This window comes from Alteromonas sp. KUL17 (assembly GCF_006538305.1).
Taxonomy (GTDB): Bacteria; Pseudomonadota; Gammaproteobacteria; order Enterobacterales; family Alteromonadaceae; genus Alteromonas; species Alteromonas macleodii.
In genome coordinates this window covers 44,268-67,682 of sequence record NZ_BJKJ01000003.1, presented here as the reverse complement: position 1 = coordinate 67,682, position 23,415 = coordinate 44,268, and the positions used below count along the sequence as shown (strand labels likewise).

General features: G+C 44.1%; 19 protein-coding genes. 7 read left to right on the top strand and 12 right to left on the bottom strand.

Translation table 11 applies throughout. The features are described 5' to 3' along the window. The first annotated feature begins 75 nt into the window (after window positions 1–75). The gene (ald, locus tag KUL49_RS03585; protein ID WP_131136338.1) at window positions 76–1,209 is read left to right on the top strand and encodes an alanine dehydrogenase; all 1,134 of its coding nucleotides are present in this window, start codon (window positions 76–78) and stop codon (window positions 1,207–1,209) included. A 115-nt stretch (window positions 1,210–1,324) separates the two neighbouring features. Here ald and pyrF read toward each other — a convergent pair whose 3' ends face one another. The 10 genes from pyrF to gyrA all read right to left on the bottom strand — a co-directional run bounded on the left by pyrF (window position 1,325) and on the right by gyrA (window position 14,369). Continuing rightward, a complete protein-coding gene (gene pyrF, locus KUL49_RS03580; RefSeq protein ID WP_131136337.1) occupies window positions 1,325–2,023 on the bottom strand; it encodes an orotidine-5'-phosphate decarboxylase in 699 nt (232 codons plus the stop codon). Between the two features lie 6 nt (window positions 2,024–2,029). Next, a complete protein-coding gene (gene lapB / locus KUL49_RS03575; RefSeq protein ID WP_014949638.1) occupies window positions 2,030–3,199 on the bottom strand; it encodes a lipopolysaccharide assembly protein LapB in 1,170 nt (389 codons plus the stop codon). Further along, window positions 3,199–3,456: a LapA family protein gene (locus KUL49_RS03570; RefSeq protein ID WP_014949639.1), complete on the bottom strand. Its 258-nt coding sequence runs from the start codon at window positions 3,454–3,456 to the stop codon at window positions 3,199–3,201. The genes lapB and KUL49_RS03570 overlap by 1 nt, the downstream gene beginning before the upstream one ends. A gap of 129 nt (window positions 3,457–3,585) precedes the next feature. Then, window positions 3,586–5,928: a PilZ domain-containing protein gene (locus KUL49_RS03565; protein ID WP_131136336.1), complete on the bottom strand. Its 2,343-nt coding sequence runs from the start codon at window positions 5,926–5,928 to the stop codon at window positions 3,586–3,588. A 205-nt stretch (window positions 5,929–6,133) separates the two neighbouring features. Continuing rightward, window positions 6,134–6,421: an integration host factor subunit beta gene (gene ihfB / locus KUL49_RS03560; RefSeq protein ID WP_014949641.1), complete on the bottom strand. Its 288-nt coding sequence runs from the start codon at window positions 6,419–6,421 to the stop codon at window positions 6,134–6,136. Window positions 6,422–6,497: 76 nt separating this feature from the next. After that, the gene (rpsA, locus tag KUL49_RS03555) at window positions 6,498–8,168 is read right to left on the bottom strand and encodes a 30S ribosomal protein S1 (protein ID WP_014949642.1); all 1,671 of its coding nucleotides are present in this window, start codon (window positions 8,166–8,168) and stop codon (window positions 6,498–6,500) included. A 118-nt stretch (window positions 8,169–8,286) separates the two neighbouring features. Next, window positions 8,287–8,958, bottom strand: coding sequence for a (d)CMP kinase (gene cmk / locus KUL49_RS03550; protein ID WP_131136335.1), 672 nt, complete (start codon window positions 8,956–8,958; stop codon window positions 8,287–8,289). Between the two features lie 180 nt (window positions 8,959–9,138). Next, window positions 9,139–10,422: a 3-phosphoshikimate 1-carboxyvinyltransferase gene (aroA, locus tag KUL49_RS03545; protein ID WP_131136334.1), complete on the bottom strand. Its 1,284-nt coding sequence runs from the start codon at window positions 10,420–10,422 to the stop codon at window positions 9,139–9,141. A 1-nt stretch (window position 10,423) separates the two neighbouring features. Further along, window positions 10,424–11,509, bottom strand: coding sequence for a 3-phosphoserine/phosphohydroxythreonine transaminase (gene serC, locus KUL49_RS03540; RefSeq protein ID WP_071814891.1), 1,086 nt, complete (start codon window positions 11,507–11,509; stop codon window positions 10,424–10,426). Between the two features lie 145 nt (window positions 11,510–11,654). Beyond that, window positions 11,655–14,369, bottom strand: a complete 2,715-nt coding sequence (gyrA, locus tag KUL49_RS03535; RefSeq protein WP_014949646.1) for a DNA topoisomerase (ATP-hydrolyzing) subunit A — start codon at window positions 14,367–14,369, stop codon at window positions 11,655–11,657. Window positions 14,370–14,671: 302 nt separating this feature from the next. Between gyrA and ubiG the strand changes: the two genes are divergently transcribed. The 4 genes from ubiG to yfaE all read left to right on the top strand — a co-directional run bounded on the left by ubiG (window position 14,672) and on the right by yfaE (window position 19,785). Continuing rightward, window positions 14,672–15,376: a bifunctional 2-polyprenyl-6-hydroxyphenol methylase/3-demethylubiquinol 3-O-methyltransferase UbiG gene (gene ubiG / locus KUL49_RS03530; protein ID WP_014979406.1), complete on the top strand. Its 705-nt coding sequence runs from the start codon at window positions 14,672–14,674 to the stop codon at window positions 15,374–15,376. A gap of 549 nt (window positions 15,377–15,925) precedes the next feature. After that, window positions 15,926–18,247 (top strand): class 1a ribonucleoside-diphosphate reductase subunit alpha, encoded by a 2,322-nt coding sequence (nrdA, locus tag KUL49_RS03525; RefSeq protein WP_131136333.1) that lies wholly within the window; start codon window positions 15,926–15,928, stop codon window positions 18,245–18,247. 122 nt (window positions 18,248–18,369) lie between these two features. Then, a complete protein-coding gene (nrdB, locus tag KUL49_RS03520; RefSeq protein WP_014949649.1) occupies window positions 18,370–19,500 on the top strand; it encodes a class Ia ribonucleoside-diphosphate reductase subunit beta in 1,131 nt (376 codons plus the stop codon). Window positions 19,501–19,512: 12 nt separating this feature from the next. Continuing rightward, window positions 19,513–19,785, top strand: coding sequence for a class I ribonucleotide reductase maintenance protein YfaE (gene yfaE / locus KUL49_RS03515; protein ID WP_131136332.1), 273 nt, complete (start codon window positions 19,513–19,515; stop codon window positions 19,783–19,785). A gap of 77 nt (window positions 19,786–19,862) precedes the next feature. On the opposite strand, the gene KUL49_RS03510 is transcribed toward yfaE, so the two are convergent. Beyond that, window positions 19,863–20,099, bottom strand: a complete 237-nt coding sequence (locus tag KUL49_RS03510; RefSeq protein WP_131136331.1) for a DUF2164 domain-containing protein — start codon at window positions 20,097–20,099, stop codon at window positions 19,863–19,865. Window positions 20,100–20,196: 97 nt separating this feature from the next. On the opposite strand from KUL49_RS03510, the gene KUL49_RS03505 reads away from it, so the two are divergent. Then, on the top strand, window positions 20,197–20,934 hold the full coding sequence (locus KUL49_RS03505; protein ID WP_131136330.1) for an SDR family oxidoreductase: 738 nt from the start codon (window positions 20,197–20,199) through the stop codon (window positions 20,932–20,934). Window positions 20,935–21,043: 109 nt separating this feature from the next. Here KUL49_RS03505 and KUL49_RS03500 read toward each other — a convergent pair whose 3' ends face one another. After that, window positions 21,044–22,045, bottom strand: a complete 1,002-nt coding sequence (locus tag KUL49_RS03500) for an AraC family transcriptional regulator (RefSeq protein WP_131136329.1) — start codon at window positions 22,043–22,045, stop codon at window positions 21,044–21,046. Between the two features lie 168 nt (window positions 22,046–22,213). Here KUL49_RS03500 and KUL49_RS03495 point away from each other — a divergent pair, with 168 nt between their 5' ends. Then, window positions 22,214–23,320 carry an alkane 1-monooxygenase gene (locus KUL49_RS03495; protein ID WP_242633714.1) on the top strand — a complete coding sequence of 369 codons (1,107 nt, stop codon included), beginning with the start codon at window positions 22,214–22,216 and terminating at the stop codon, window positions 23,318–23,320. Window positions 23,321–23,415: the final 95 nt, after the last annotated feature.

The following is a 23,415-nucleotide window of genomic DNA, read 5'->3' as shown; positions in this document are numbered from 1 at the left end:
TTCAAAGCCGAACACTATTTATCAAAAGTTCAACCAGAGCCGCTTAGAAGCTCACTATAAGATTGAGGACTATACATGTTAGTTGGTGTACCAAAAGAAATTAAGAACCACGAATACCGTGTTGGCTTGACGCCAGCAGCTGTAAAAGAGTTTGTTAGCCACGGTCACAGCGTTTTAGTAGAAACGAACGCAGGTGAAGCAATAGGTTTCACTAACGAAATGTATGTCGAAGCAGGCGCAGCCATTGCATCAACGGCTGAGCAAGTGTTTGCTGAAGCAGAAATGATCGTAAAAGTTAAAGAGCCTCAGCCTAACGAGTGCAAAATGCTTCGTAAAGGCCAGACACTATACACCTACCTACATTTAGCGCCTGATCCTACGCAAACAAAGCTGCTTGTTGAATCTGGTGCAACGTGTATCGCATATGAAACAGTGACTGACGACCGCGGTGGGCTCCCACTACTCGCACCAATGAGTGAAGTAGCTGGCCGTATGTCGGTTCAAGCTGGCGCGCACTACCTTGAAAAAGCACACGGCGGTAGCGGTACACTTCTTGGTGGCGTTCCGGGTGTAGCACCAGGTAAAGTATTGGTTATCGGCGGTGGTGTTGTTGGTACTAACGCAGCAAAAATGGCACTAGGCCTTGGTGCTGACGTTACTATTCTTGACCGCTCGCTTCCTCGCCTTCGTCAAATCGATGATATCTTTAACGGACAAGTAAAAACGGTTTACTCAACCGTTGACGCTATCGAGCACTACTCTTCAAAAGCTGACCTTGTTGTTGGTGCGGTACTAATTCCTGGTGCAGCAGCTCCGAAGCTTCTTACTCGCGAACAAATTAAGGCAATGAAACTTGGTTCAGTGCTTGTCGATGTTGCTATCGACCAAGGTGGATGCTTTGAAACATCGAAAGCGACCACACACCAAGACCCTGTTTATGTTGTTGACGATGTAGTTCACTACTGTGTTGCAAACATGCCTGGTGGCGTTGCGCGCACTTCTACAATGGCACTTAACAATGCCACATTGCCATTTGGTCTAGCCCTAGCTAACAAAGGCCCAGCGAAAGCAATGTTAGAAGACAAGCATTTGCTTAACGGCCTAAACGTGCACGAAGGTAAGGTAACGTACAAAGCTGTAGTTGACGCGCTAGGTGAAGAGCTGGGTCTAACCTATACACCAGCTGAAGTAGCGCTTAAAGGCGAATAACTTCTAAAGATTAGTCTCGGGTGGGCCTGTGGCCATGCCCTTGAATAAGAAAATCGGAATAAAAAAGCTCGGTATGTGAACATCACATCCGAGCTTTTTTGTATTCGAAATAAGTCTAACCGTTTATTGATGCGTTTACTGCTTTCAGTACGGCAATAGGGTCTTCCGCTTTAGTGATAGGTCTTCCCATAACTAAATAGCTCACGCCAGCTTTCATAGCATCGGGAGGTGTCATGACGCGTTTTTGATCACCGGCGTCTGCGCCTACTGGGCGAATGCCTGGTGTAACTAGCAGAAAATCGTCGCTGTGTTTTTCGCGTAATGCGCTGGCTTCCTGCGCTGAGCAGACAATGCCGTCTAATCCTGCTCTTTCTGTTAGTGCCGCCAGACGCAGCACTTGTTGCTCTGGTGTCACACCGCTTACTACATCCGCCAACTGCGCTTCATCCATGCTGGTAAGAACGGTAACCGCAATAAGTTTAGTTTGAGGGTTGCTGCTTGTTGCAATCGCCTCTTTAGCTGCTTGCATCATAGGTAGGCCGCCCGATGCATGTACGTTTACCATCCATACACCAAGCTCCGCTGCTGCTCTACACGCTTTCGCTACAGTATTTGGAATGTCATGGAATTTGAGATCTAAGAAAACGTCAAAGCCTTTAGCGATTAGCGCTTTTACGAATTCCGGTCCAAATAAGGTGAACATCTCCTTGCCCACTTTTAGCTTGCACAAGCTTGAATCTAATTTATCAACAAACGCCAATGCAGTGTCTTTATTGTCATAGTCTAATGCAACAATAACGCGTGGGTCATGCATGTTCTTTTATTCTCCGTCTAGCCCTTTGATAGGTTTTACTACGCCCCACTTTTTACAGCTAGGGCATAACCAATATAATTTTCGACCGGAAAAGCCACAGCTGCCACAGCGGTATTTAGGGCGCTGCAACATTTGCTTTTCCACCAATTCTTTAAGTAAGCGTAAGCTATCAGCCGTGGTTTTATCTGAAAGCTGGTCAATGTAAAGCCCCATAAGGGTTTTAAAGCCGCGCATAGTCGGGCGTTTGCGAAGTTGCTCAAGTAAGTACTCAGCCGCCTGTGCCGTTTCACCGCGCTTCATAAGCACGTCAACCATGGCTAAATAGGACGTAGCACACTCTTGCCAGTGTGCTTCTAAGTTCTTCTGAAAACTTTCCCAGTCGTCAGTTTCTTCAGCAATTTTTTCCAAACTAGGTACGGCTTCGCTGAACCAGTTGATATCGCGTTCGGCCACTTGCGTAAAGTACGCGTTGGCATCAGTAAAGCGTTTTTGATCAAGCGCTATATCACCTAACATAAGCCACGGCCTAACCGCATGTTCGTCGGCGTTTACCGCTTTTTGTAATAAGGTCAATGCCGCCCCTTGGCTATCGTTCTTCAACTCAACCGATGCTTGTTCACAATAAAAGTGTGCAAGGCGTTCGCACAAATCATCATTGTCACCATGACACTGCACCATACGTTCGGCTAATTCTATGGCTCTTTCCCACTCTTTCGTGGTCTGGTAGATACTGAAAAGTTGCTGTTGAGCTACAAGGTAGTGTTTATCGCTGTTAAGCAGTTGAAGAAAAGCATTTTCAGCACGCTCTAGAAAGCCTGCTTGTGTGTAGTCGTGACCAAGCTCCCTCAGTGCATTTTCTCGTTGAGCCGGCTGGAGCTCATCACGGCTAACTAAATTCTGGTGGACTTTAATTGCGCGGTCTATTTCACCTCGGTGACGGAAAAAACTCCCCATCGCGATATGCGTCTCTACTGTATCGCTATTCACGTTAATCATTTTGATTAGCGTATCGACTGCTTTATCAGGTTGGTCTGAGAGAAGGAAGTTTAGCCCCTTGTAATAATGCTTAGATAGAATGCTAGACTGCTTTCGCTGCGCTTGACGGACACTATTTCGGCCCATTATCCAGCCGTAACCTGCCGCAACAGGCAAAAGGAGAAACAGCAGTTCGAGCATTAGTGTTCTTGTTCCAGACTCTGTATTTTAGACTGCGCAGACATCAGCTGAACACGTAATTTTAGCCAGCTCATTAGCATTACCAAAATTCCGATACCAACGCCAATTGAAAGTGTTATCGCTATTAACGTCGATAAGCGAAGATTCGCCTGAGCAATTAAATAATTAACTGTTACTTGTGCTTCATTTTGAGAGCCAATGACAAACGCGATCGCGAGCAGAACCAAAATGATAAGAAACGTTAGGATCCCTTTCAACACTCAACCCTTTTTTGTTGATTTATTTACAAGAATAGCAAAATGCGAAAAGAGATAACACTAAAAGCGTAAGTGAAATGATGTTATACCAATCTGCATCGATAATTGCCCATTCAGAAGGCTCTGGCATTAAGCCGCACCTTCGCTTTCTAGATCCTGTCGTTGGGGTTTGGCAATAAGATTGTCTACCACTAAATCGTGGTGAAGGGCTGACATATTAGTAATAAAAATACAGTGTGTATAACCCGCCTGCATCGTTTCGAGCTTGTCATACATGGCTTTGTCTAGCTTTGATAGCTGGGCAAGACGCTTCTTAGTTAACGGTGTTATCGCACCTTGACACCGGATAGCAGTGACATCTGTGGCACTGAGATGTATTTTTTCTTCATCTAACTGAGTTTTTATCTGTGTTCGCAACTTAGAAAAAAGGAAGTCGCGTTCTTTTATATACACTAAACGGCTGTCACTCTTTCTAACACAGTGAACCACTAACGCTTGTTCAGATGTTTCTTTGAACATCGCCTCTAGAATTTGTGACTTGGGCTTAGCCTGCCCTTTGTCTGCAAAAAAGCCGTGCAGTGGAATAATATTTTGAGTGCGCGAAAAAGGATAAAGGTCGTCAGATGCGTCACTTTGATACACCGTTTTGAGCCTGTCTAACGTAAAACGGTTCATCACACATAGTACCGATAAAGACGGCATATGTCTAACCGCCAATTCCCAGATATAACGGTGAGTTGAGCGTTGAATTCGCGCAATATCTCTTACTTTGAAATACGCGGTATTTTCTTCAACCATATGATCGACGCTCGAGCTCACTTTAGCCTTACGTGTATCTTCAACAAGGCACAACCTCACCACGCCCGTTTCCGCTTGGTAGTGCACAACCTTATATTTTTCACCTTTAATTTTCAGTTCCGGTACTGAAACACGAATTTCCTTTTGTAGCTCACTTTTCGGTGCAACGATTAACTTCATCCCGCTTGCACTCAGATCAGCAACCCGCGCATCAATCGATGTCAGCAGTCCAACTTTAATAGAGGCAGGTTTATCAATAACGTAACGTGTCTCACTACGTCTATCTAAATCCTCTTCCATAACATAATCAATTCGCCAATTATTGCCGCTAGCCCTCAAGGTTTTTGACAAGGGTTTGAAATCGCATTTTGCTGAAAGGGTCAGATTAGTAAGATAAGCAGACACGTCTTTACAATAAAGAACATGTGAAATCTGCGCTAGTTGCTCAAATTCTTTACTGGCAATATCGTGAATAGCAAACGCTTTTTGTTTATCTTCTCGCGTCACGCTATCAAGTCGACAATGGGTACAGATGAATTCGCCACTTTTGGCAAGAAGATAAACCAACGCGTTAAGCTGTTTTAATGCTAGCAGTTGTCTATGCGTCGCTGTTATTTGAACGTTACCATTTTTGGTTTTGATGTTGCCATGAAAGATATAAGCTTCATTATACTTGCGCAGCTCGTCAACTAACGTCGCGAAGATAGGCTTATCTTGTAGGCTAGCCAAGAGTTTTTCGGCGTCGTTATGCTCGACATTGGCTTTGGTAAACAGGGCTATAATGGGCTTAAGCGACTTCTTCTCTGGCGCGAGAAACACGGGCAACCACGGGCTATTTTCAAGTATTCGGTCGCGTTCTAGTTCTTGCATGGCGCGTTCTATTTCTAAATCACGCTGCAAAGGCTGTTTATACGCGGTAATCGCTACATATCGTTTAAGGGTTGCAAGAAAGCCTTTATCCACGTCGTCTTGAAAAACAAACGATGTCTCATACTTCCCTAGGTGCTTGTTGTATTTTACCGACTCTAGTTCAAGCGTTATTTCAGTCGGTTCTTTAGTAAGTCCTTTAACTTCAGGAATAGTGAACGTAATAATGTCACCAGTAGAAGCGTTCGGTGGCCTTTTCGTTTCAAGAGCAATGCCTTTGTGTGACATCGAACTGATTGAACAATGACGGCCTTTCTCAAAATCGGGGGAAGAAATAGTAAAATTTGGGCGAATAGCGATGTCATCGCCGAAATCTATATCAGTAAACGATTGGCTTTCAACATTAAAAGCATCGACAATTTTTTTGAACTGTTCTTTTTTTATTTGGTTTTGGTAGAAGTCTGAGTTCATTACTGACTCAAACACGCCTACCGTATATCTGTCTTGATAAAGTGATGTTTCGTTTTTGAGTATCTGCGCGCCGACTTTATCAAGGCGCATTTGAACCCCGAAGTGCTTGAATTTCATGACGGGGAATTGAGCAAAGGCAGAGTTATCAGCAGGAGCGTCGGTTAACGACGTTAATCGAACAACCTCCTCTTTTACTACTTTTCGAACACTACTAGGTAGACGCTTCGAAAACTTGTTAATTCCTTCTAACAGCTTGTTTTGTTGTTCATAAGGGATTAACGCGCGAATGAGCGGCTGGTATTGTTTTATTATTGCTTGTTCGTCGCCGGCTGACATTACTTCTATGAATACCGTTTATTATTATTTGAACAATATATAACCCTATTCGAGTTGGGGTCAATAGGTATCAAAAATTAAACGAAAGTATATCAGCAATAACGAGCGCCTTATTTTAGCTAAGGCAAATAGACTATTGAATTTTGCTAAATAACAATAAGGCAGCAGACAAAAAAAGCCGCTTTTCAGCGGCTTTTAAAATGCATTATGCGATTGAGGCGTCTACCCTTTCGCGAAGCTCTTTACCAGGCTTAAAGTGCGGTACATATTTACCGTCAAGTTTCACTGTTTCACCCGTTTTTGGGTTTCTACCTACGCGTGGAGCGCGGTAGTGAAGAGAGAAACTGCCAAAACCTCTAATTTCAATACGCTCACCCTTTTGGAGAGTTTGCGCCATTTGCTCTAGAAGTTCTTTTATCGCCAGCTCAAGTTCCTTCGCCGGAATATGACGCGCTTGATCCGCGAGCCGTTCAATTAATTCAGACTTGGTCATGCTTAACCTCATTGTCAATATTATTGTTTAAACAGCTATCGCGAATTGGGTGTGCATCTGCACACCCACAAAAGCATTATTCGCCTTTAGCAGCTTTAAATGCTTCTGCCATCGCGTTAGCGAAACCAACATCTTCTTGCTGGTTAACTTTATCGATAGCTTCTTTTTCGTCAGCCTGATCTTTCGCTTTAACAGATAGGTTAACAGTGCGGTTCTTACGGTCAACGCCCATGAACTTCGCTTCGATGCTATCACCAACGCTTGCTACTTCTGTTGCGTCTTCAACACGCTCTACAGCAAGATCTGCAACGCGGATGTAGCCGTCAACTTCTTCAGCTAGGTTTACAGTAACGCCTTTCGCATCAACTGCTGTTACTGTACCAGTAACGATAGCACCTTTCTTGTTATCTGTCAGATACTTGTTGAAAGGATCTTCTTCGATTTGCTTAACGCCAAGAGAGATACGCTCACGCTCTGGGTCGACTTGAAGTACAACTGCAGAGATTTCGTCGCCTTTCTTGTAGTCGCGAACCGCGTCTTCACCAGACTTGTTCCAGCTGATGTCAGAAAGGTGAACTAGACCGTCGATGCCGCCGTCAAGACCGATGAAGATACCGAAGTCAGTGATTGACTTGATCTTACCAGACACTTTGTCACCTTTTTCGTGTGACTCAGCAAATGTTTCCCAAGGGTTAGCAATGCACTGCTTAAGACCTAGAGAAATACGACGACGCTCTTCGTCAATTTCAAGAACCATTACATCTACAGTGTCACCTAGGTTAACAACTTTAGATGGGTGGATGTTCTTGTTAGTCCAATCCATTTCAGAAACGTGAACAAGACCTTCGACGCCGTCTTCGATTTCAACGAAGCAGCCGTAGTCAGTAAGGTTAGTAACCTGACCGTTGATCTTAGTACCTTCTGGGTAACGAGACGCAATTTCTTGCCATGGATCGTTGCCCATTTGCTTCATGCCAAGAGAAACACGCTGCTTCTCTTTGTCGAACTTAAGTACTTTAACGTTGATTTCGTCACCAACATTCACGATTTCACTTGGGTGCTTAACGCGCTTCCAAGCCATATCAGTGATGTGTAGAAGACCGTCTACGCCACCAAGGTCAACGAACGCACCGTAATCGGTAAGGTTCTTAACGATACCCTTGATTTCATGACCTTCTTCAAGGTTAGCAAGAAGCGTTTCGCGCTCTGCGCTGCTTTCTGCTTCGATAACTGCACGACGAGAAACAACAACGTTGTTACGCTTAGCGTCAAGCTTGATAACTTTAAATTCAAGCTCTTTGCCTTCAAGGTGCGTAGTGTCACGTACTGGACGTACGTCAACAAGAGAACCAGGAAGGAACGCGCGTACACTGTTAACTTCAACAGTGAAACCGCCTTTAACTTTACCGTTGATAACGCCTTTAATTGTAGCTTTATCTTCGTAAGCTTTTTCCAGCTCAACCCACGCTTCGTGACGCTTCGCTTTTTCGCGAGAAAGGATAGTTTCACCGAAACCATCTTCAACTGCATCTAGTGCTACATCTACTTGGTCACCGATAGCGATTTCTAGTTCGCCTTCAGCGTTCTTAAATTGGTCAGCTGGGATAGCACTTTCTGATTTCAAGCCTGCATCAACAAGAACGATGTCTTTGTCGATAGAAACAACAGTACCTTTTACAATTGAACCAGGACGTGTTTCTAGTTCTTGTAAGCTTTCTTCAAAAAGTTGTGCAAAATTTTCAGTCATAAGTCTCAAATAACTTTTAAGTTGATATCCACGCTTCTTATCCGGATAACGCGGGGTTATTAAAATTAGTCGCCACTTCCTGTAGCAACACTGCTTTGGATGCGATCAGCTCTCGTCATTAAAGGCGTGAGGAAATAATATCCATCGCTTTTTCAAAGACTTGGTCAATATCCAAGTCCGTTGAATCTATAATTACTGCATCTTGTGCCGGTACCAAAGGAGCCACTGCACGTTGTGTATCGCGCTCGTCTCTTGCCTTGATATCGGTTAAAAGGCGCGCAATATTAACATCCATGCCTTTTGCTTTCAACTGGCTATAGCGGCGTTCAGCACGGGCTTCTGCGCTCGCTGTAAGGAAGATCTTTACAGGCGCATCAGGAAATACCACCGTCCCCATGTCACGACCATCAGCGACAAGGCCTGGATCTTGTTGAAAAGCGCGCTGTCTGCGAAGTAGTGCTTCGCGAACCCGGGGTAATGCCGCAACTTTTGACGCCACGGCGCCAACTTCTTCGGTGCGAATATCGTCAGTGACGTCTTCGCCTTCTAAAATAATGCGAGTGTTTTCGCCATTCGTCTCGAAACTAACATCAAGTCCGGTTGCTAGAGGAACAACACATTCTTCATCATCACACGGTAGGTCGTGGTGTAGTGCAGCAACGGCTAATACGCGGTAAATTGCGCCGCTATCTAGAAAGTGCCACCCTAATTTCTTTGCCAGCAAGCTACTCAATGTACCTTTGCCAGCACCACTAGGACCGTCAACCGTGACTACGGGTGTGGAATGCATACCTGCTCCATCATTTAAATTACTAAAAATCGCGCGCAATTATACGCTTTAGTGAGAGATAAGCAATGCCGCCTCTTAGTGGCGGCATTGGACATTAGAATAAATCGCTTAGAATAATTGGGCTACAGAGGCTATAGCTCTTTCGCCTACCGCGATTTTTTAAGAGGCATTTACCAAACTTTATGCACTATACAGCGTTTTGAAGCGAGTAAAGTAGTCAGGGAAGGTTTTGCGCGTGCAACCCGGGTCGTTTATTGTTACCGGCGTATCGCTTAGTGCAACAAGCGAGAAACACATGGCAATACGATGGTCGTTATACGTGTCTATTTCAGCGTGCTTCAACGAATCAGTTGGCCACACTTTTATGTAGTCGTGCCCTTCTTCCACTTTCGCACCCAACTTTTGAAGCTCAGTGGCCATAGCCGCAAGACGGTCTGTTTCCTTCACGCGCCAATTATAAATATTGGTCATCGTAGTTGGACCTTCAGCAAATAACGCTGTTGTGGCAATGGTCATAGCCGCATCTGGAATATGGTTCATATCCATATTCACACCTTTAAGCGGCGCCCCCGTTATTTCAACATACTCATCGTTCCAAACCACCTTTGCGCCCATGGCTTCAAGCACATCGGCAAAACGAATGTCACCTTGAATGCTGTTTTGGCCAATTCCGGTTACGCGTACCGTTCCACCTTTAATGGCACCGGCTGCAAGGAAGTAAGAGGCCGATGATGCATCGCCTTCAACCATAAATTTACCCGGCGCAATGTACTTGGCGTCACCAGAAACCGTAAATGTTTGGTAGTTGTCGTTCTCTACAGTAACGCCAAACTTTTCCATGGTATCTAACGTGATATCGATATAGGGTTTAGAGACCAACTCACCTTTTATACGAATAGTCACATCACCTGAAAATAATGGCGCAGCCATTAAAAGCGCAGTCAAGAATTGGCTAGATACACTGCCGTCTACCGACATTTCGCCACCGCTTAATGTCTTTCCCTTAATTTGAAGCGGCGGGTAGCCTTCGTTTTTAAGATAGGTGACGTCAGCATCAGCTTCTAAAAGCGCATCGACTAAGTCGCCAATTGGGCGCTCTTCCATACGCGGCTCACCAGTAAGTACGGTGTCAACGTTACTTGCAGCAAGTGCTGCGCATAAAGGACGCATTGCGGTACCGGCGTTACCTAGGAACAGCTCTAGTGGTTCAGCTACGTTAAAGGCCCCACCGTTACCTTGTACAACACATTGGGTTTTGTCTTCGCTTAAGCGATAGCTAATGCCTAACTTTGTTAGTGCATTAAGCATATGCTCAATGTCTTCGCTATCTAACAAGTTCGTTAGTTCAGTTTCGCCTTCAGCTAACGCAGCAAGCAGTAGCGCTCGGTTAGACAGACTTTTTGAGCCAGGTACATTGACCTCTCCCGATACTTTTGCAATCGGGTCTAATGTTAACTGCTCCATTTTATCCATTCACTCTTTCAAATTCGCGCATAAATTCAACTAGCGCAACAATACCCTCTACTGGCATTGCATTGTAAATACTGGCACGCATGCCCCCTACTGAACGATGCCCTTTAAGTGCAAGTAACCCTGCTTCTTGTGACTGCTTAAGGAACAGCCCATCAAGTTCGGTATTGGCTAAATGAAACGGCACGTTCATTTTTGAACGGTTGTCAGGGTGAACTTTACTTGAATAGAAGTCAGAGCTGTCGATGGCTGAATATAATAACGCTGCCTTTTCAGCATTGCGTTTAGCCATAGCGTCTACGCCGCCCATATCTTTAAGCCATTCAAATACAAGCCCCGCTAGGTACCACGAGAACGTTGGCGGTGTGTTGTACATAGAGTCAGACTTTGCCGCTAATGCATAATCAAAAATTGACGGCGTTTCTTTACGTGCTTTGCCAACCAGGTCTTCGCGAACAATAACAACTGATAAGCCGCTTGGGCCGATATTCTTTTGTGCGCCAGCGTATATTACGCCATGCTTTGCTACATCTAACGGCTGAGACAATATTGTCGAAGACATATCAGAAACCAGTGGCACCTTGCCCGACTCTGGTAGCCAATCGAAAGCAATTCCGTCAACGGTTTCATTTGGACAGAAATGGTAATACGCGGCTGACTGATCTATGTCGCTCAACTGAGGTGGCGCAATATAATGTAGGCCATCTTTTTCAGATACTTCACCTACAACAACGGCACGATTATATTTATTCGCTTCGTCTACAGCACCCTTTGACCAAGAGCCACTGACTAAATGCAGACTAGTGTCATTGACAGTAGATAAGTTAAGAGGAACAGCTGCAAATTGCCCTCGCCCACCACCGTGCGTGAACAGCACATGATAGTTTGACGGAATAGATAGTAGGTCGCGTAAGTCCTGTTCTGCTTTTGCGGCTATCTCAATGAAGTCTTTGCCACGGTGGCTCACTTCCATTACAGAGCAGCCTAGGTCGCGCCAATTTGTAAATTCTGATTGTGCTTTTTCCATAACTTCTTTTGGAAGCATGGCGGGGCCAGCACTAAAGTTAAAAACCTCTTTCATCGCGTTTTTCAACACCTGTAGATAATTACCGTTTAACTCGCTTTGTTTTGAACGTTTTGCGGGTCTATTAGGTAAACAAGCGGCTTAAGCCGCTTGTTTGAAAGAACACTGATAATACGCAAGTATGAATACCTGCGCCCTATCCCTACTCTTCTGTCGTTGAGCCGTCACCGTCTTCTGCGGTGTTCTCTTGCTCTTGAACAGCAGTTTCTGCTTGTTCTGGCGCATCGTCTGAAATGATTAGGTTACCGTCTTCGTCGAATTCTTGTAACTCTTCCACTTCTTCAATGCGTTGTAACCCTACAACGTGCTCACCTTCTACTGTACGTATTAAGCGAACGCCTTGTGTGTTACGGCCTACTACTGACACTTCGCCTACACGGGTACGAACCAGTGTGCCTTGGTCACTAATAAGCATAATTTCATTGGTTTCGTCTACTTGAACCGCGCCAACCACTTTACCATTACGCTCAGACACCTTAATTGATACAACACCTTGTGTCGCACGGCTCTTAGCAGGGTAATCTTCAAGCGGAGTACGCTTACCGAAACCATTCTCTGTTGCTGTCAGGATTGGGCCGTCGCCTTTAGGAACAATAAGTGATACCACTTTTTGACCATCTTGCAGACGTATACCGCGAACACCTGTGGCTGTTCTTCCCATAGGACGAAGTGCCAGAAGCTCTTCACCTGTTTCTGGGTCGCGCTTAACTTCACCGGTTTCGCTGTCGCGAAGCTTCTCGTTAAAGCGAACTACTTTACCTGCATCAGAGAACAACATGATGTCGTCATCACCGTGGGTAATATCAACACCAATCAATTCATCGCCCTCATTAAGGTTCACGGCGATAATACCGCTTGAACGTGGACGTGAATATAGGCTTAGGTCAGTCTTTTTCACTGTACCGTTAGCCGTTGCCATCAGTACGAACTTGCCTTCTTCAAATTCTTTGATAGGAAGAATAGCAGTAATACGTTCGTTTTCTTCTAGCGGTAGAATGTTAACAATTGGGCGTCCGCGCGCATTACGGCTAGCAAACGGCAACTGATATACTTTCAACCAATATAAGCGACCACGGGTAGAGAAACACAAAATGTGATCGTGGGTATTCGCTACCAGTAACCTTTCGATGAAATCTTCATCTTTCATCTTGGTTGCTGATTTACCACGGCCACCACGACGCTGTGCTTCGTAGTCTGTAAGTTTTTGATATTTCACATAACCTTCGCGAGAAAGCGTTACTACAACATCTTCTTGCTCTATAAGATCTTCAATATCAATATCGTGACTTGCTGCCGTAATTTCAGTACGACGCTCATCACCAAATTCATCACGTACTTTTTCAAGTTCTTCTTGAATCACTTCCATCAAACGCTCTGGGCTGTTTAGGATGTGAAGAAGTTCTGCGATGATCTCTAGAAGTTGCTTATACTCTTCTAGAATTTTCTCGTGCTCAAGACCTGTTAGCTTGTGTAAGCGAAGGTCAAGAATAGCTTGCGCTTGCTGTTCTGTCAGGTAGTACTTGCCGTCGCGAATACCAAATTCTGGCATTAGCCAATCAGGGCGTGCAGCGTCATCGCCTGCGCGCTCAAGCATTTGCGCTACATCACCTAAGTCCCAACCTTGTGCTACAAGCGATTTCTTGGCATCTGCTGGGCTTTGCGATGCTTTAATCAACTCGATAATTGGGTCGATATTCGCAAGCGCTATCGCCAAACCTTCAAGGATATGAGCACGGTCACGGGCTTTACGTAATTCAAAAACAGTACGACGTGTTACTACTTCACGACGGTGAAGGATAAAGCATTCTAGCGTTTCTTTAAGGTTGAATACCTTAGGCTGACCGTTATCAAGCGCAACCATGTTAATACCGAATACCGTTTGAAGCTGGGTATTCGCGTATAAATGATTAAGTAGGACTTCGGCAGATTCGTTGCGTTTAACTTCGATAACAATGCGCATACCGTCTTTATCAGACTCGTCTCGCAGTGCAGAAACGCCTTCGATGCGCTTTTCTTTTACCAGTTCAGCAATCTTTTCAATAAGACGCGCTTTGTTAACCTGGTAAGGGATCTCGTTAACAACAATGGTTTCTTTACCGTTGCTGTCAGTTTCAATTTCCGCCTTAGCACGAAGATAAATTTTACCGCGACCTGTGCGATACGCATCTTCAATTCCCTTGCGCCCACTGATCATAGCTGCCGTTGGGAAATCTGGACCTGGAATGTGTGTCATCAAGTCATCGATGGTAATAGACGGGTCTTGAATTAACGCTACGCAGCCGTTGATCACTTCGGTGAGGTTATGTGGCGGAATATTCGTCGCCATACCAACCGCAATACCCGATGAGCCGTTAACAAGAAGGTTAGGAACCTTCGTTGGTAATACTTCAGGAATATGCTCTGTACCATCGTAGTTAGGTACGAAATCTACGGTCTCTTTATCTAAATCGGCAAGTAACTCGTGCGCAATTTTAGCCATGCGAACTTCGGTATAACGCATCGCAGCAGCAGAGTCGCCGTCTACCGATCCGAAGTTACCTTGACCGTCTACTAGCATATAGCGAAGTGAGAACGGTTGGGCCATACGAACAATAGTGTCGTAAACTGCAGAGTCACCGTGAGGGTGATATTTACCAATTACGTCACCTACCACACGGGCAGATTTTTTGTATGGCTTGTTAAAGTCGTTTTTCAGTTCGTTCATTGCGAACAGCACACGACGGTGCACTGGCTTCAAGCCATCTCTTACGTCAGGCAAGGCTCGCCCGACAATAACGCTCATCGCGTAATCAAGGTAAGAGTTCTTTAACTCTTCCTCAATATTAACGGGGAGGATTTCTTTAGCGTTATCAGACATAAACTGCTTAATCCCTTTATCTTGGTTTGTTCTGCGTTATCCAGCACTTCGCTTCACATCATTGTGAAAACAAGGCGTGGGAGCGCACTGTTATTATTATGTGGGTCATAATCGTGCTTCGAGTGTACCACTTGATGACAGAATTATGTAGCGCTTAATTACGCTTATTAATCAACTAAAAGGCAAGCGATTATTTTTCGTTCGACCCTTCTTATAATTTGTCTATTTCTGTTTAAAAACAGTGAAACACAACCTCGATTTACGATATCTTAAAAAGAGATAGATTAAGGATTGTTTTACTCATGACGAACGTCGATCAACAAGAAATCAATAAGTTCTCTGAACTCGCTTCACGCTGGTGGGATCCAGAAGGCGAATTTAAGCCATTGCACCTTATTAACCCACTTCGCTTAGACTTCATTAATCAACACAGTGAAGGCCTGTTTGACAAAAAGGTCGTCGATATTGGCTGTGGTGGCGGTATTCTAGCAGAGTCTATGGCGCGTGCAGGCGCGACGGTAACAGGTTTAGATATGGCAGAAGCGTCGTTAGAAGTAGCGAAGCTGCACGGTTTAGAATCAGGTGTAAAAGTTGACTACGTATGTTCAACTGCCGAAGCATTCGCAGAAGCAAATGCGGGACAGTTCGACGTGGTGACCTGTATGGAAATGTTAGAACATGTCCCCGACCCTGCTTCGGTTGTAATGGCCTGTGCTAAGTTGGTTAAGCCTGGTGGCCATGTTTTCTTTTCTACGCTTAACCGAAACCTAAAGTCGTATCTGATGGGGATCGTAGGAGCGGAATATATCCTTAAACTGGTTCCAAAGGGCACCCACGATCACAGTAAGTTCATCAAACCATCTGAACTTATGGCGATGACCGATCATGCTGGTTTGCTGCCTCGAGATATGACAGGTCTACACATGGACCCAATTTCTCAAGGCTTTTATCTCTCTGCGAATAATGTCGACGTTAACTACTTACTATATACAGTAGCGCAAAATTAATTTAACACTATATATTGGGTTGCGGCGATATTTTAAACACCATATATCGTGTTTATATAAAAACTATTTTCTAAGAATAAATTAATTTTTATGTCGAAGAAATTATTAAAAATGCTTGCAATCCAGATATTTTACGCTTGTAGAACGCTAAAAAGTTAGTTGTTACTAACATAAATTTCATGCCAGATTGAGTGCTTGAAATACCACCAGATATTGGGTTGCATTAAGACTAAAACCTCACTATCTTGTGTTTAATTCAGCACGTGATCCCAATGCAGATTTTCTGGGATCGCACAGATCGCTAACGAGATTATGGCAATGCCATATGCAGTGTGTGACATCAACCTCGCTGAAAATATAAATGCAGTGAAAAAATTAAATGAGCAGTCTCTACTTTGTACTTTCGGTATTGGTTTAGGCCGCTTTCGTGTGTGTTGTTATCTGGCGTGAGCCAATGGTGATAATCTCACTCACACTCAATAAATTAAAAATGAAAATGGGCATAACATAGCCCACGCATCAAGCGCTAACAGACAAACGGCCAGTAACATGAACAACAACTTATTAGTCACCAAACGCAACGGTGAAAAAGAGTCCATCGACTTAGAGAAAATCCACAAAGTCGTGACATGGGCAGCCAAAGGACTTAAAAACGTTTCAGTTTCACAAGTTGAAATCAAGGCACAAATCCAGTTTTATGACGGTATCAATACTAGCGAGATCCATGAAACCCTGATCAAATCAGCGGCAGATCTTATTTCTACCGATGCGCCAGATTATCAATACCTAGCTGCGCGCTTGGCCATTTTCCACCTTCGCAAAAAAGCCTATGGTCAATTTGAGCCGCCTGCCCTACTTGAGCATGTAGGTAAAATGGTTGATATGGGCAAATACGATAAGCACCTGCTTGAAGACTACACGCCTGAAGAATTCGCTGAAATGGACTCGTATATCGACCATTGGCGAGACATGAACTTCAGCTACGCTGCAGTTAAACAGCTCGAAGGTAAATACCTGGTTCAAAATCGAGTTACAGGTGAAATCTACGAAAGTGCACAGTTCCTATATATCTTAGTGGCGGCATGCCTTTTCGCAAATTACGATAAAGCGACGCGTATGGACTACATCCGCCGCTTCTATGATGCCGCTTCAACATTCAAGCTGTCATTGCCTACACCTATTATGGCTGGCGTACGTACGCCTACTCGCCAGTTTAGCTCATGTGTACTTATCGAAACCGGCGACAGCTTAGACTCAATCAATGCAACGGCAAGTGCCATTGTTAAATACGTAAGCCAGCGTGCTGGTATCGGTGTAAATGCAGGCCGTATTCGCGCACTAGGTAGCCCTATTCGCGGCGGTGAAGCATTCCATACGGGTTGTATTCCGTTCTACAAATACTTCCAAACAGCCGTTAAAAGCTGTTCACAGGGTGGTGTTCGTGGTGGCGCTGCTACGCTGTTCTACCCTATCTGGCATATGGAAGTTGAATCACTGTTAGTGCTTAAGAACAACCGTGGTGTTGAAGAAAACCGTGTACGTCACCTAGATTACGGCGTTCAGTTCAACAAACTAATGTACCAGCGCATGATGAAAGACGGCTATATCTCACTATTTAGCCCGTCTGACGTTCCAGGTCTTTACGATGCCTTCTTCGCTGACCAAGAGAAGTTTGAAGAGCTATACGTTAAATACGAAAACGACGACAGCATCCGTAAGAAGCAAATTAAAGCGATGGAGCTATTCAGCTTGTTCATGCAAGAGCGTGCAAGCACAGGTCGTATTTACCTACAAAACGTTGACCACTGTAATACGCACAGCCCGTTTAACCCAGAAGTTGCGCCAGTTCGTCAGAGCAACCTGTGCCTTGAAATTGCGCTACCTACTAAGCCGCTTCAGCACGTTAATGATGAGAATGGTGAAATTGCACTATGTACGCTTTCAGCGTTTAACTTAGGTGCAATTAAGTCACTGGACGAGTTTGAAGAGTTGTCTGACCTTGCAGTACGTGCGCTAGATAACCTGCTTGACTACCAGGACTACCCAGTTCCTGCTGCATATAACGCAACGATGGGACGTCGTACGCTGGGTGTTGGTGTTATCAACTTTGCATACTACCTTGCTAAAAATGGCGTTAAATATTCTGATCACAGCGCGAACGGTCTAGTTCACCGCACGTTCGAAGCAATGCAGTATTACCTATTAAAAGCGTCGAACAATCTTGCTAAAGAAAAAGGTGCGTGTCCTAAGTTTAACGAAACCACCTATTCTCAAGGCATCATGCCAATTGATAGCTACAAGAAAGATCTTGATAGCGTATGTAATGAACCACTTCATTACGACTGGGATGCACTTCGTGAAGAAATCAAAACTCACGGTTTGCGTAACTCTACGCTGTCAGCATTAATGCCGTCAGAGACGTCTTCTCAGATTTCAAACGCGACAAACGGCATTGAGCCACCGCGTGGTTTTATCAGCATTAAGTCGAGCAAAGATGGTGTTCTTAAGCAAGTTGTACCTGAGTACGAAACGCTAAGAAACCAATACGAGCTACTTTGGGATATTCCTTCAAACGATGGTTACCTACAACTTGTTGGTATCATGCAGAAGTTTATCGACCAAACTATTTCAGCGAATACCAACTACGATCCAAGCCGTTACGAAGGTAACAAGGTACCAATGAAGCTTCTTCTTAAGGACCTTCTTACTACGTATAAACTGGGTGTTAAAACACTTTACTATCATAACACTCGCGACGGCGCGTCAGACACATCTGCTCTCGATGCTAAAGCGAGCGAGCCTATGCCACGTCAAGAAGAAGTGGTTGTAGAGGAAGATGATGATTGTGCAGGTGGTGCGTGTAAGATTTAGAACACGCCCCCTGTTTAAATGGCAAATGCATAAAAGGAGTTAACTGCATTTGCCATTAACGTTTCGCAGCAAGAACACAAACAATAATACGCGTTAATCATTAAGTTTTTAGTTAGGCCATCATGAAATACACTACGTTTAATCAGCAAAGTACTAATCCATTGATCGAGCCGATGTTTTTCGGTAACCCCGTAAACGTTGCACGCTACGACCAGCAAAAGCATGCCATATTCGAAAAGCTTATTGAGAAGCAAATTAGCTTTTTTTGGCGCCCTGAAGAAGTTGACGTTTCTCGAGACCGAGTTGATTTCCAAAAATTGACCGACCCAGAAAAGCACATCTTTATTTCAAACCTTAAGTACCAAACCCTGTTAGATTCGGTGCAAGGCCGTAGCCCGAACATCGCGTTCTTGCCTATTATTTCACTACCAGAGTTAGAAACTTGGGTTGAAACATGGTCTTTCTTCGAGACTATTCACTCACGTTCGTATACCCATATTTTGAGAAACTTGTTCTCAGACCCAAGCGAAATATTCGAAGATATCGTAGTGAATGACGAAATTAAGCGACGTGCTGCTGATATTTCTAAATATTACGATGATCTCATTTTCGCCACTCAGCTTTGGCAGACACAGGGTGAAGGCGTACATACAGTGAATGGTGTTGCACACACTATCAACATGTATGAGCTTAAGAAGAAGCTTTACCTATGCATGAACTCGGTGAACGCACTGGAAGCAATCCGTTTCTACGTGTCTTTTGCCTGCACATTCGCTTTCGCTGAGCGGAAGCTGATGGAAGGTAATTCTAAGATTATTCGTTTGATTGCCCGTGACGAGAATCTGCACTTATCTTCAACACAGCATATCCTTAATTTGTGGGCTAAGGGTAAAGATGACCCTGAAATGGCGCAAATTGCAGAAGAATGTAAAGAAGAAGCGCGTGCTATCTTCATGAACGCTGTCGAGCAAGAAAAGCAGTGGGCTGACTACTTGTTCCAAAACGGCTCAATGATTGGTTTGAATAAAGAAATTCTTTGCCAGTACGTTGAGTACATTGCGAATCAGCGTATGTCTGCTATTGGTCTAGACACCCCGTTCGAAATAAGCAGTAATCCACTTCCATGGATGAATAACTATTTGAATTCAGACAACGTGCAAGTGGCACCTCAAGAGTCTGAAATCAGCTCTTATCTTGTTGGTCAAATCGACTCTGCCGTGAGCGAAGACGACTTTGCTGATTTTGAGCTGTAACGCCGCAGCTTAATGAGCAATAATGACAAACCCCTCCGCATCGACGTTGTCGATGTGGGGGCGGTTGTTGCCCCTTCCGATACAACCATTTTAAACGCCCTCGAATCAGCCGGCGTTCATATTCACTACCATTGCCGTGAAGGTTTTTGTGGTGCTTGCCGTACGAAACTTATTGAAGGCGAAGTTGAGTACACTACTGATCCCCTTGCCTTCATTGACGACGATGAAATTCTTCCTTGTTGTTGTATTGCCAAGTCTGCGCTGAAAATAAAAGTATCACTTTAGCGCTTAAACCGAGTGGAAAATTGCCCTCTCTCGTATAGCCCTTACGTATAAGCACTGTGCCTCCTTTAAAGTACAGATTATTTTTCTATTGCGTACAGGTCTTCATCAATCGACTGAATTCGTCTTTCTAGCACGGCTCGTGCGTCGGCTATTCCTTGGTTATAAACCGCAGGGCCGACTTTCTCAACTATAAAATCAAGTAGAAACTCTCCATCAAACTGACCCAACTCTACATTTAACTCAGAGTCAAAATAGTTTTGAAGCTCTCTGACAATGGTTTCTTTAATCGTTTTTTCTAACGTAATGTTACTCAAATCAATCTTCCCTATTTATCATTTTTGCGAAATTAAATAATCCAGTTACGCATTTGCACGTAGCAATTTAACATCAATCAAACGTAAGGATAATGTTATGAGTGAAATTTCAGGAAAAGTCGTCATTGTTACAGGTGCAAGCAGCGGTCTTGGCGAAGCTACCGCAAAGATGCTGGCCAACAAAGGCGCTAAACTTGTTTTGGGTGCGCGAAGAGACGAACGCTTGAAGAAGCTAGTTGATGATATTGAAAGTAGCGGGGGCTCTGCCATTTACAAAACTGTCGATGTTACAAACAAAGATGAAGTGAAGCAACTTGCTGACGCTGCAGTTGATGCATTTGGCCGCATTGATGTGCTGGTCAATAACGCTGGTTTGATGCCTCTAGCGCCCCTTGACGAATTAAAAGTTGATGAGTGGGACCAAATGATCGACGTCAATATAAAAGGTGTGATGTATGGCGTTGCGGCAGTGCTTAAAACAATGCGAGAGCAGAAAAGCGGTCACATTATTAATTTATCGTCCGTTGCAGGTCATGTAGTGTTCCCCGGCGCGACCGTATACTGTGCTACAAAGTTCGCCGTTAAAGCTATCAGCGAAGGCATTCGAAAAGAGTCAAATGGAGAAATTAGGGCCACAAATATTTCCCCAGGTGCTGTAGCAACAGAGCTTACCGACCATATTTCTCACAAAGACTCAAAGCAAATGGCAGATGATATGTATGATGATGCTATCGATGCTGATGCTATTGCTCGCGCTATAACGTTTGCCATTGAGCAACCTGGCGATGTAGACATAAATGAAATGGTTATCAGACCTACCAGTCAAGAGTTATAGTTTAATATTGACTAATCCCACCCCCTAAAAGACCTGGCCTGTTTTCTAAACAATACAGGCTAGGTTGTTACTAAATGCAAACAGAGCATGAACCACAATGGGGTTTGCACTATTTGTATTTAGAGGGTGGTTCGTTATACCAACTTACAAAAGCTCGCCGAAAATTCGAAGGGTCGGCATATCCAAGCTCTTCAGCGGTTTGCTGAACGCTCAACTGTTTTACGTGCAGCAGTTCGTAAGCCCTTAACTTAAGGAAAGCATCCCTTTCGTTTTTAAAGTTTGTCCCCTCTTTCAATAGCCTACGGTGCAACGTCCGCTTACTCATATTTAGCGCATAGGCAGCATCACTTAGCGACAAAAGTGTCTTGTCACTTTGTTCAAAAATAAAGCGCAATTTGTTTTTAAGCGCTTCATGAGGCGCTCGTTCTCTTTCTTTTTCACAAATTGCTAGCGCATACTCATAGCTAACTGGGTCGCCACCTTTTAACAGAGATGTTGCGTTTTCTTTATTAAGTACAACGCCGCACATTGGTTGACTGAATCTGCATGTTATGTCGGCAAAAATGTTTTCTATAAGCGCGTTGTCACACGGTGAATAATCAAAAGAAAACGCTGTAATAATGGGGTTGTTTCCCGCTTCAATAATACTGCGCTGCAGATTTGCAAACGCCGACGTTAACACATCGACAAAAAACCGATGAGATTCTGGCGTCCAATATTCATCTAACAAGGTGGCTACAATGCTTTGGCTTTCTTCACTCACCTTCAACGTGATGCCGGGTACAAATAAAGTGATAAAACGTTGAACCAGTAAAAGGCTATCTAACCCCGTTGGACTATTCATTATTGCAAGACCAAAAGAGCCATGATGAATGGGTTTCAATGCGTTTCCTAGCAGCAAACCCGGTGAAACGATCCCTTTATCGGAGACAAGGTCAGATATCAATGCATCAAATTTATTGGCAGGTATTACTGCGTTCGGTGCAGAGAGTGTCTGAATGTCTGTTCCAATTGCATGCAGACAATCACTAAGAGAAAGCCCATGAGCTGCCAACACATTGCTAAACTGCATAATGTAAAACGTTGGTACGTTGTAAATTTGCCTGCTCATATTGCTAACTCTGTGAAAAATGTCTTTTTCAAAAGAGTAATGTAATGACCTAGTCCTGGCAATAAATGACCGAACAATGACCTTTTTTACGCTCTTAAATTTTAAAAGCTTCAGTCACACTTATCCCTTGTAACCCTTATATCCCTTTATAATTAAGAGGGCAAAACAGTGTGGCATTATCTAAAATTTTTTAACTTTTATATCGCCGTATTGCTGGGCTTGTCATCAATATGGCTCGGTAACTATTTTATTGTGTATGGATACGCACTCTACCTTGCGCTCTACATATTGGGCGATGCACTATTAGGTGACGATATTTCAGAGCCGCCCTTACTCAATCAACGCCTGCTCAGATATATGTTATATGGCGCTATGCCGATAGCTATAATGATTTATTTGTCAGCATTGTGGCTGGTATTGCCGTTTCAAAGCACAACCGGTCAATGGATTATGTCTAACCTCCCCCTATACTTTGTGAATGCAAAACTAGATACATCGTGGTGGCAACTCGTCATTGCGGTTCCTTTCCTGGGGTTGATGTTAGGTGGAGTCGCTACTGTTGTAGCTCATGAACTTGTGCACAAGATCGGCAATCCTATAGCTGTTGCGGTAGGAAGATGGCTTCTTGCTTTTAGTTTTGACGCAAACTTTTCAATTGAGCATGTGTACAACCACCATATCAAAGTAGCCACACCTGAAGACCCTGCTACTGCGCCGAGAGGCCGCAATGTTTATGTTCATTTTGTGAAGGCGTTTACTGGTACACAAAAAGCAGGATGGCAAATAGAAAAAAAACGCCTTGAGCGAAAAAGCATCTCCATTTACAGCTGGCATAACGCCTTTCTTCGCGGTTGGGCTATGAGTATTATCTTGCTTACATTAGCGTATATTCTGTCGGGTGTCTTTGGCGCACTTATGTTTGTTGCAGTAGGCTTAAGCGCAAAATTTACGTTAGAGATTGTCAATTATATGGAGCATTACGGTCTTGTGCGCCACCCAAAGCAACCTGTGCGACCACGCCATTCATGGAACTCAAACCGCCGCGTAAGTTGTTGGACTATGTTCAATTTACCACGCCACAGCCATCATCACGCACAAGGCGCAGTACCATTCGAAAAGCTTAAGGCCATGCCCGACTCCCCAGAAATGATCGGTGGTTATATCTCAACAATGGCAATAGCACTGATCCCGCCTTTATGGTTTAAAGTTATGGAAAAAAAACCTGGCACATTGGGATGCGAATTTTGCCAACAAAGAGGAATTAGAAATAATTAAACAGTTATAGTATTAAGAGACCTCAAGATGTTTCATTTATAACAATCCATCAATAAAGGTCAATTGACTGACTTAGTACATCTAATACACTCGTT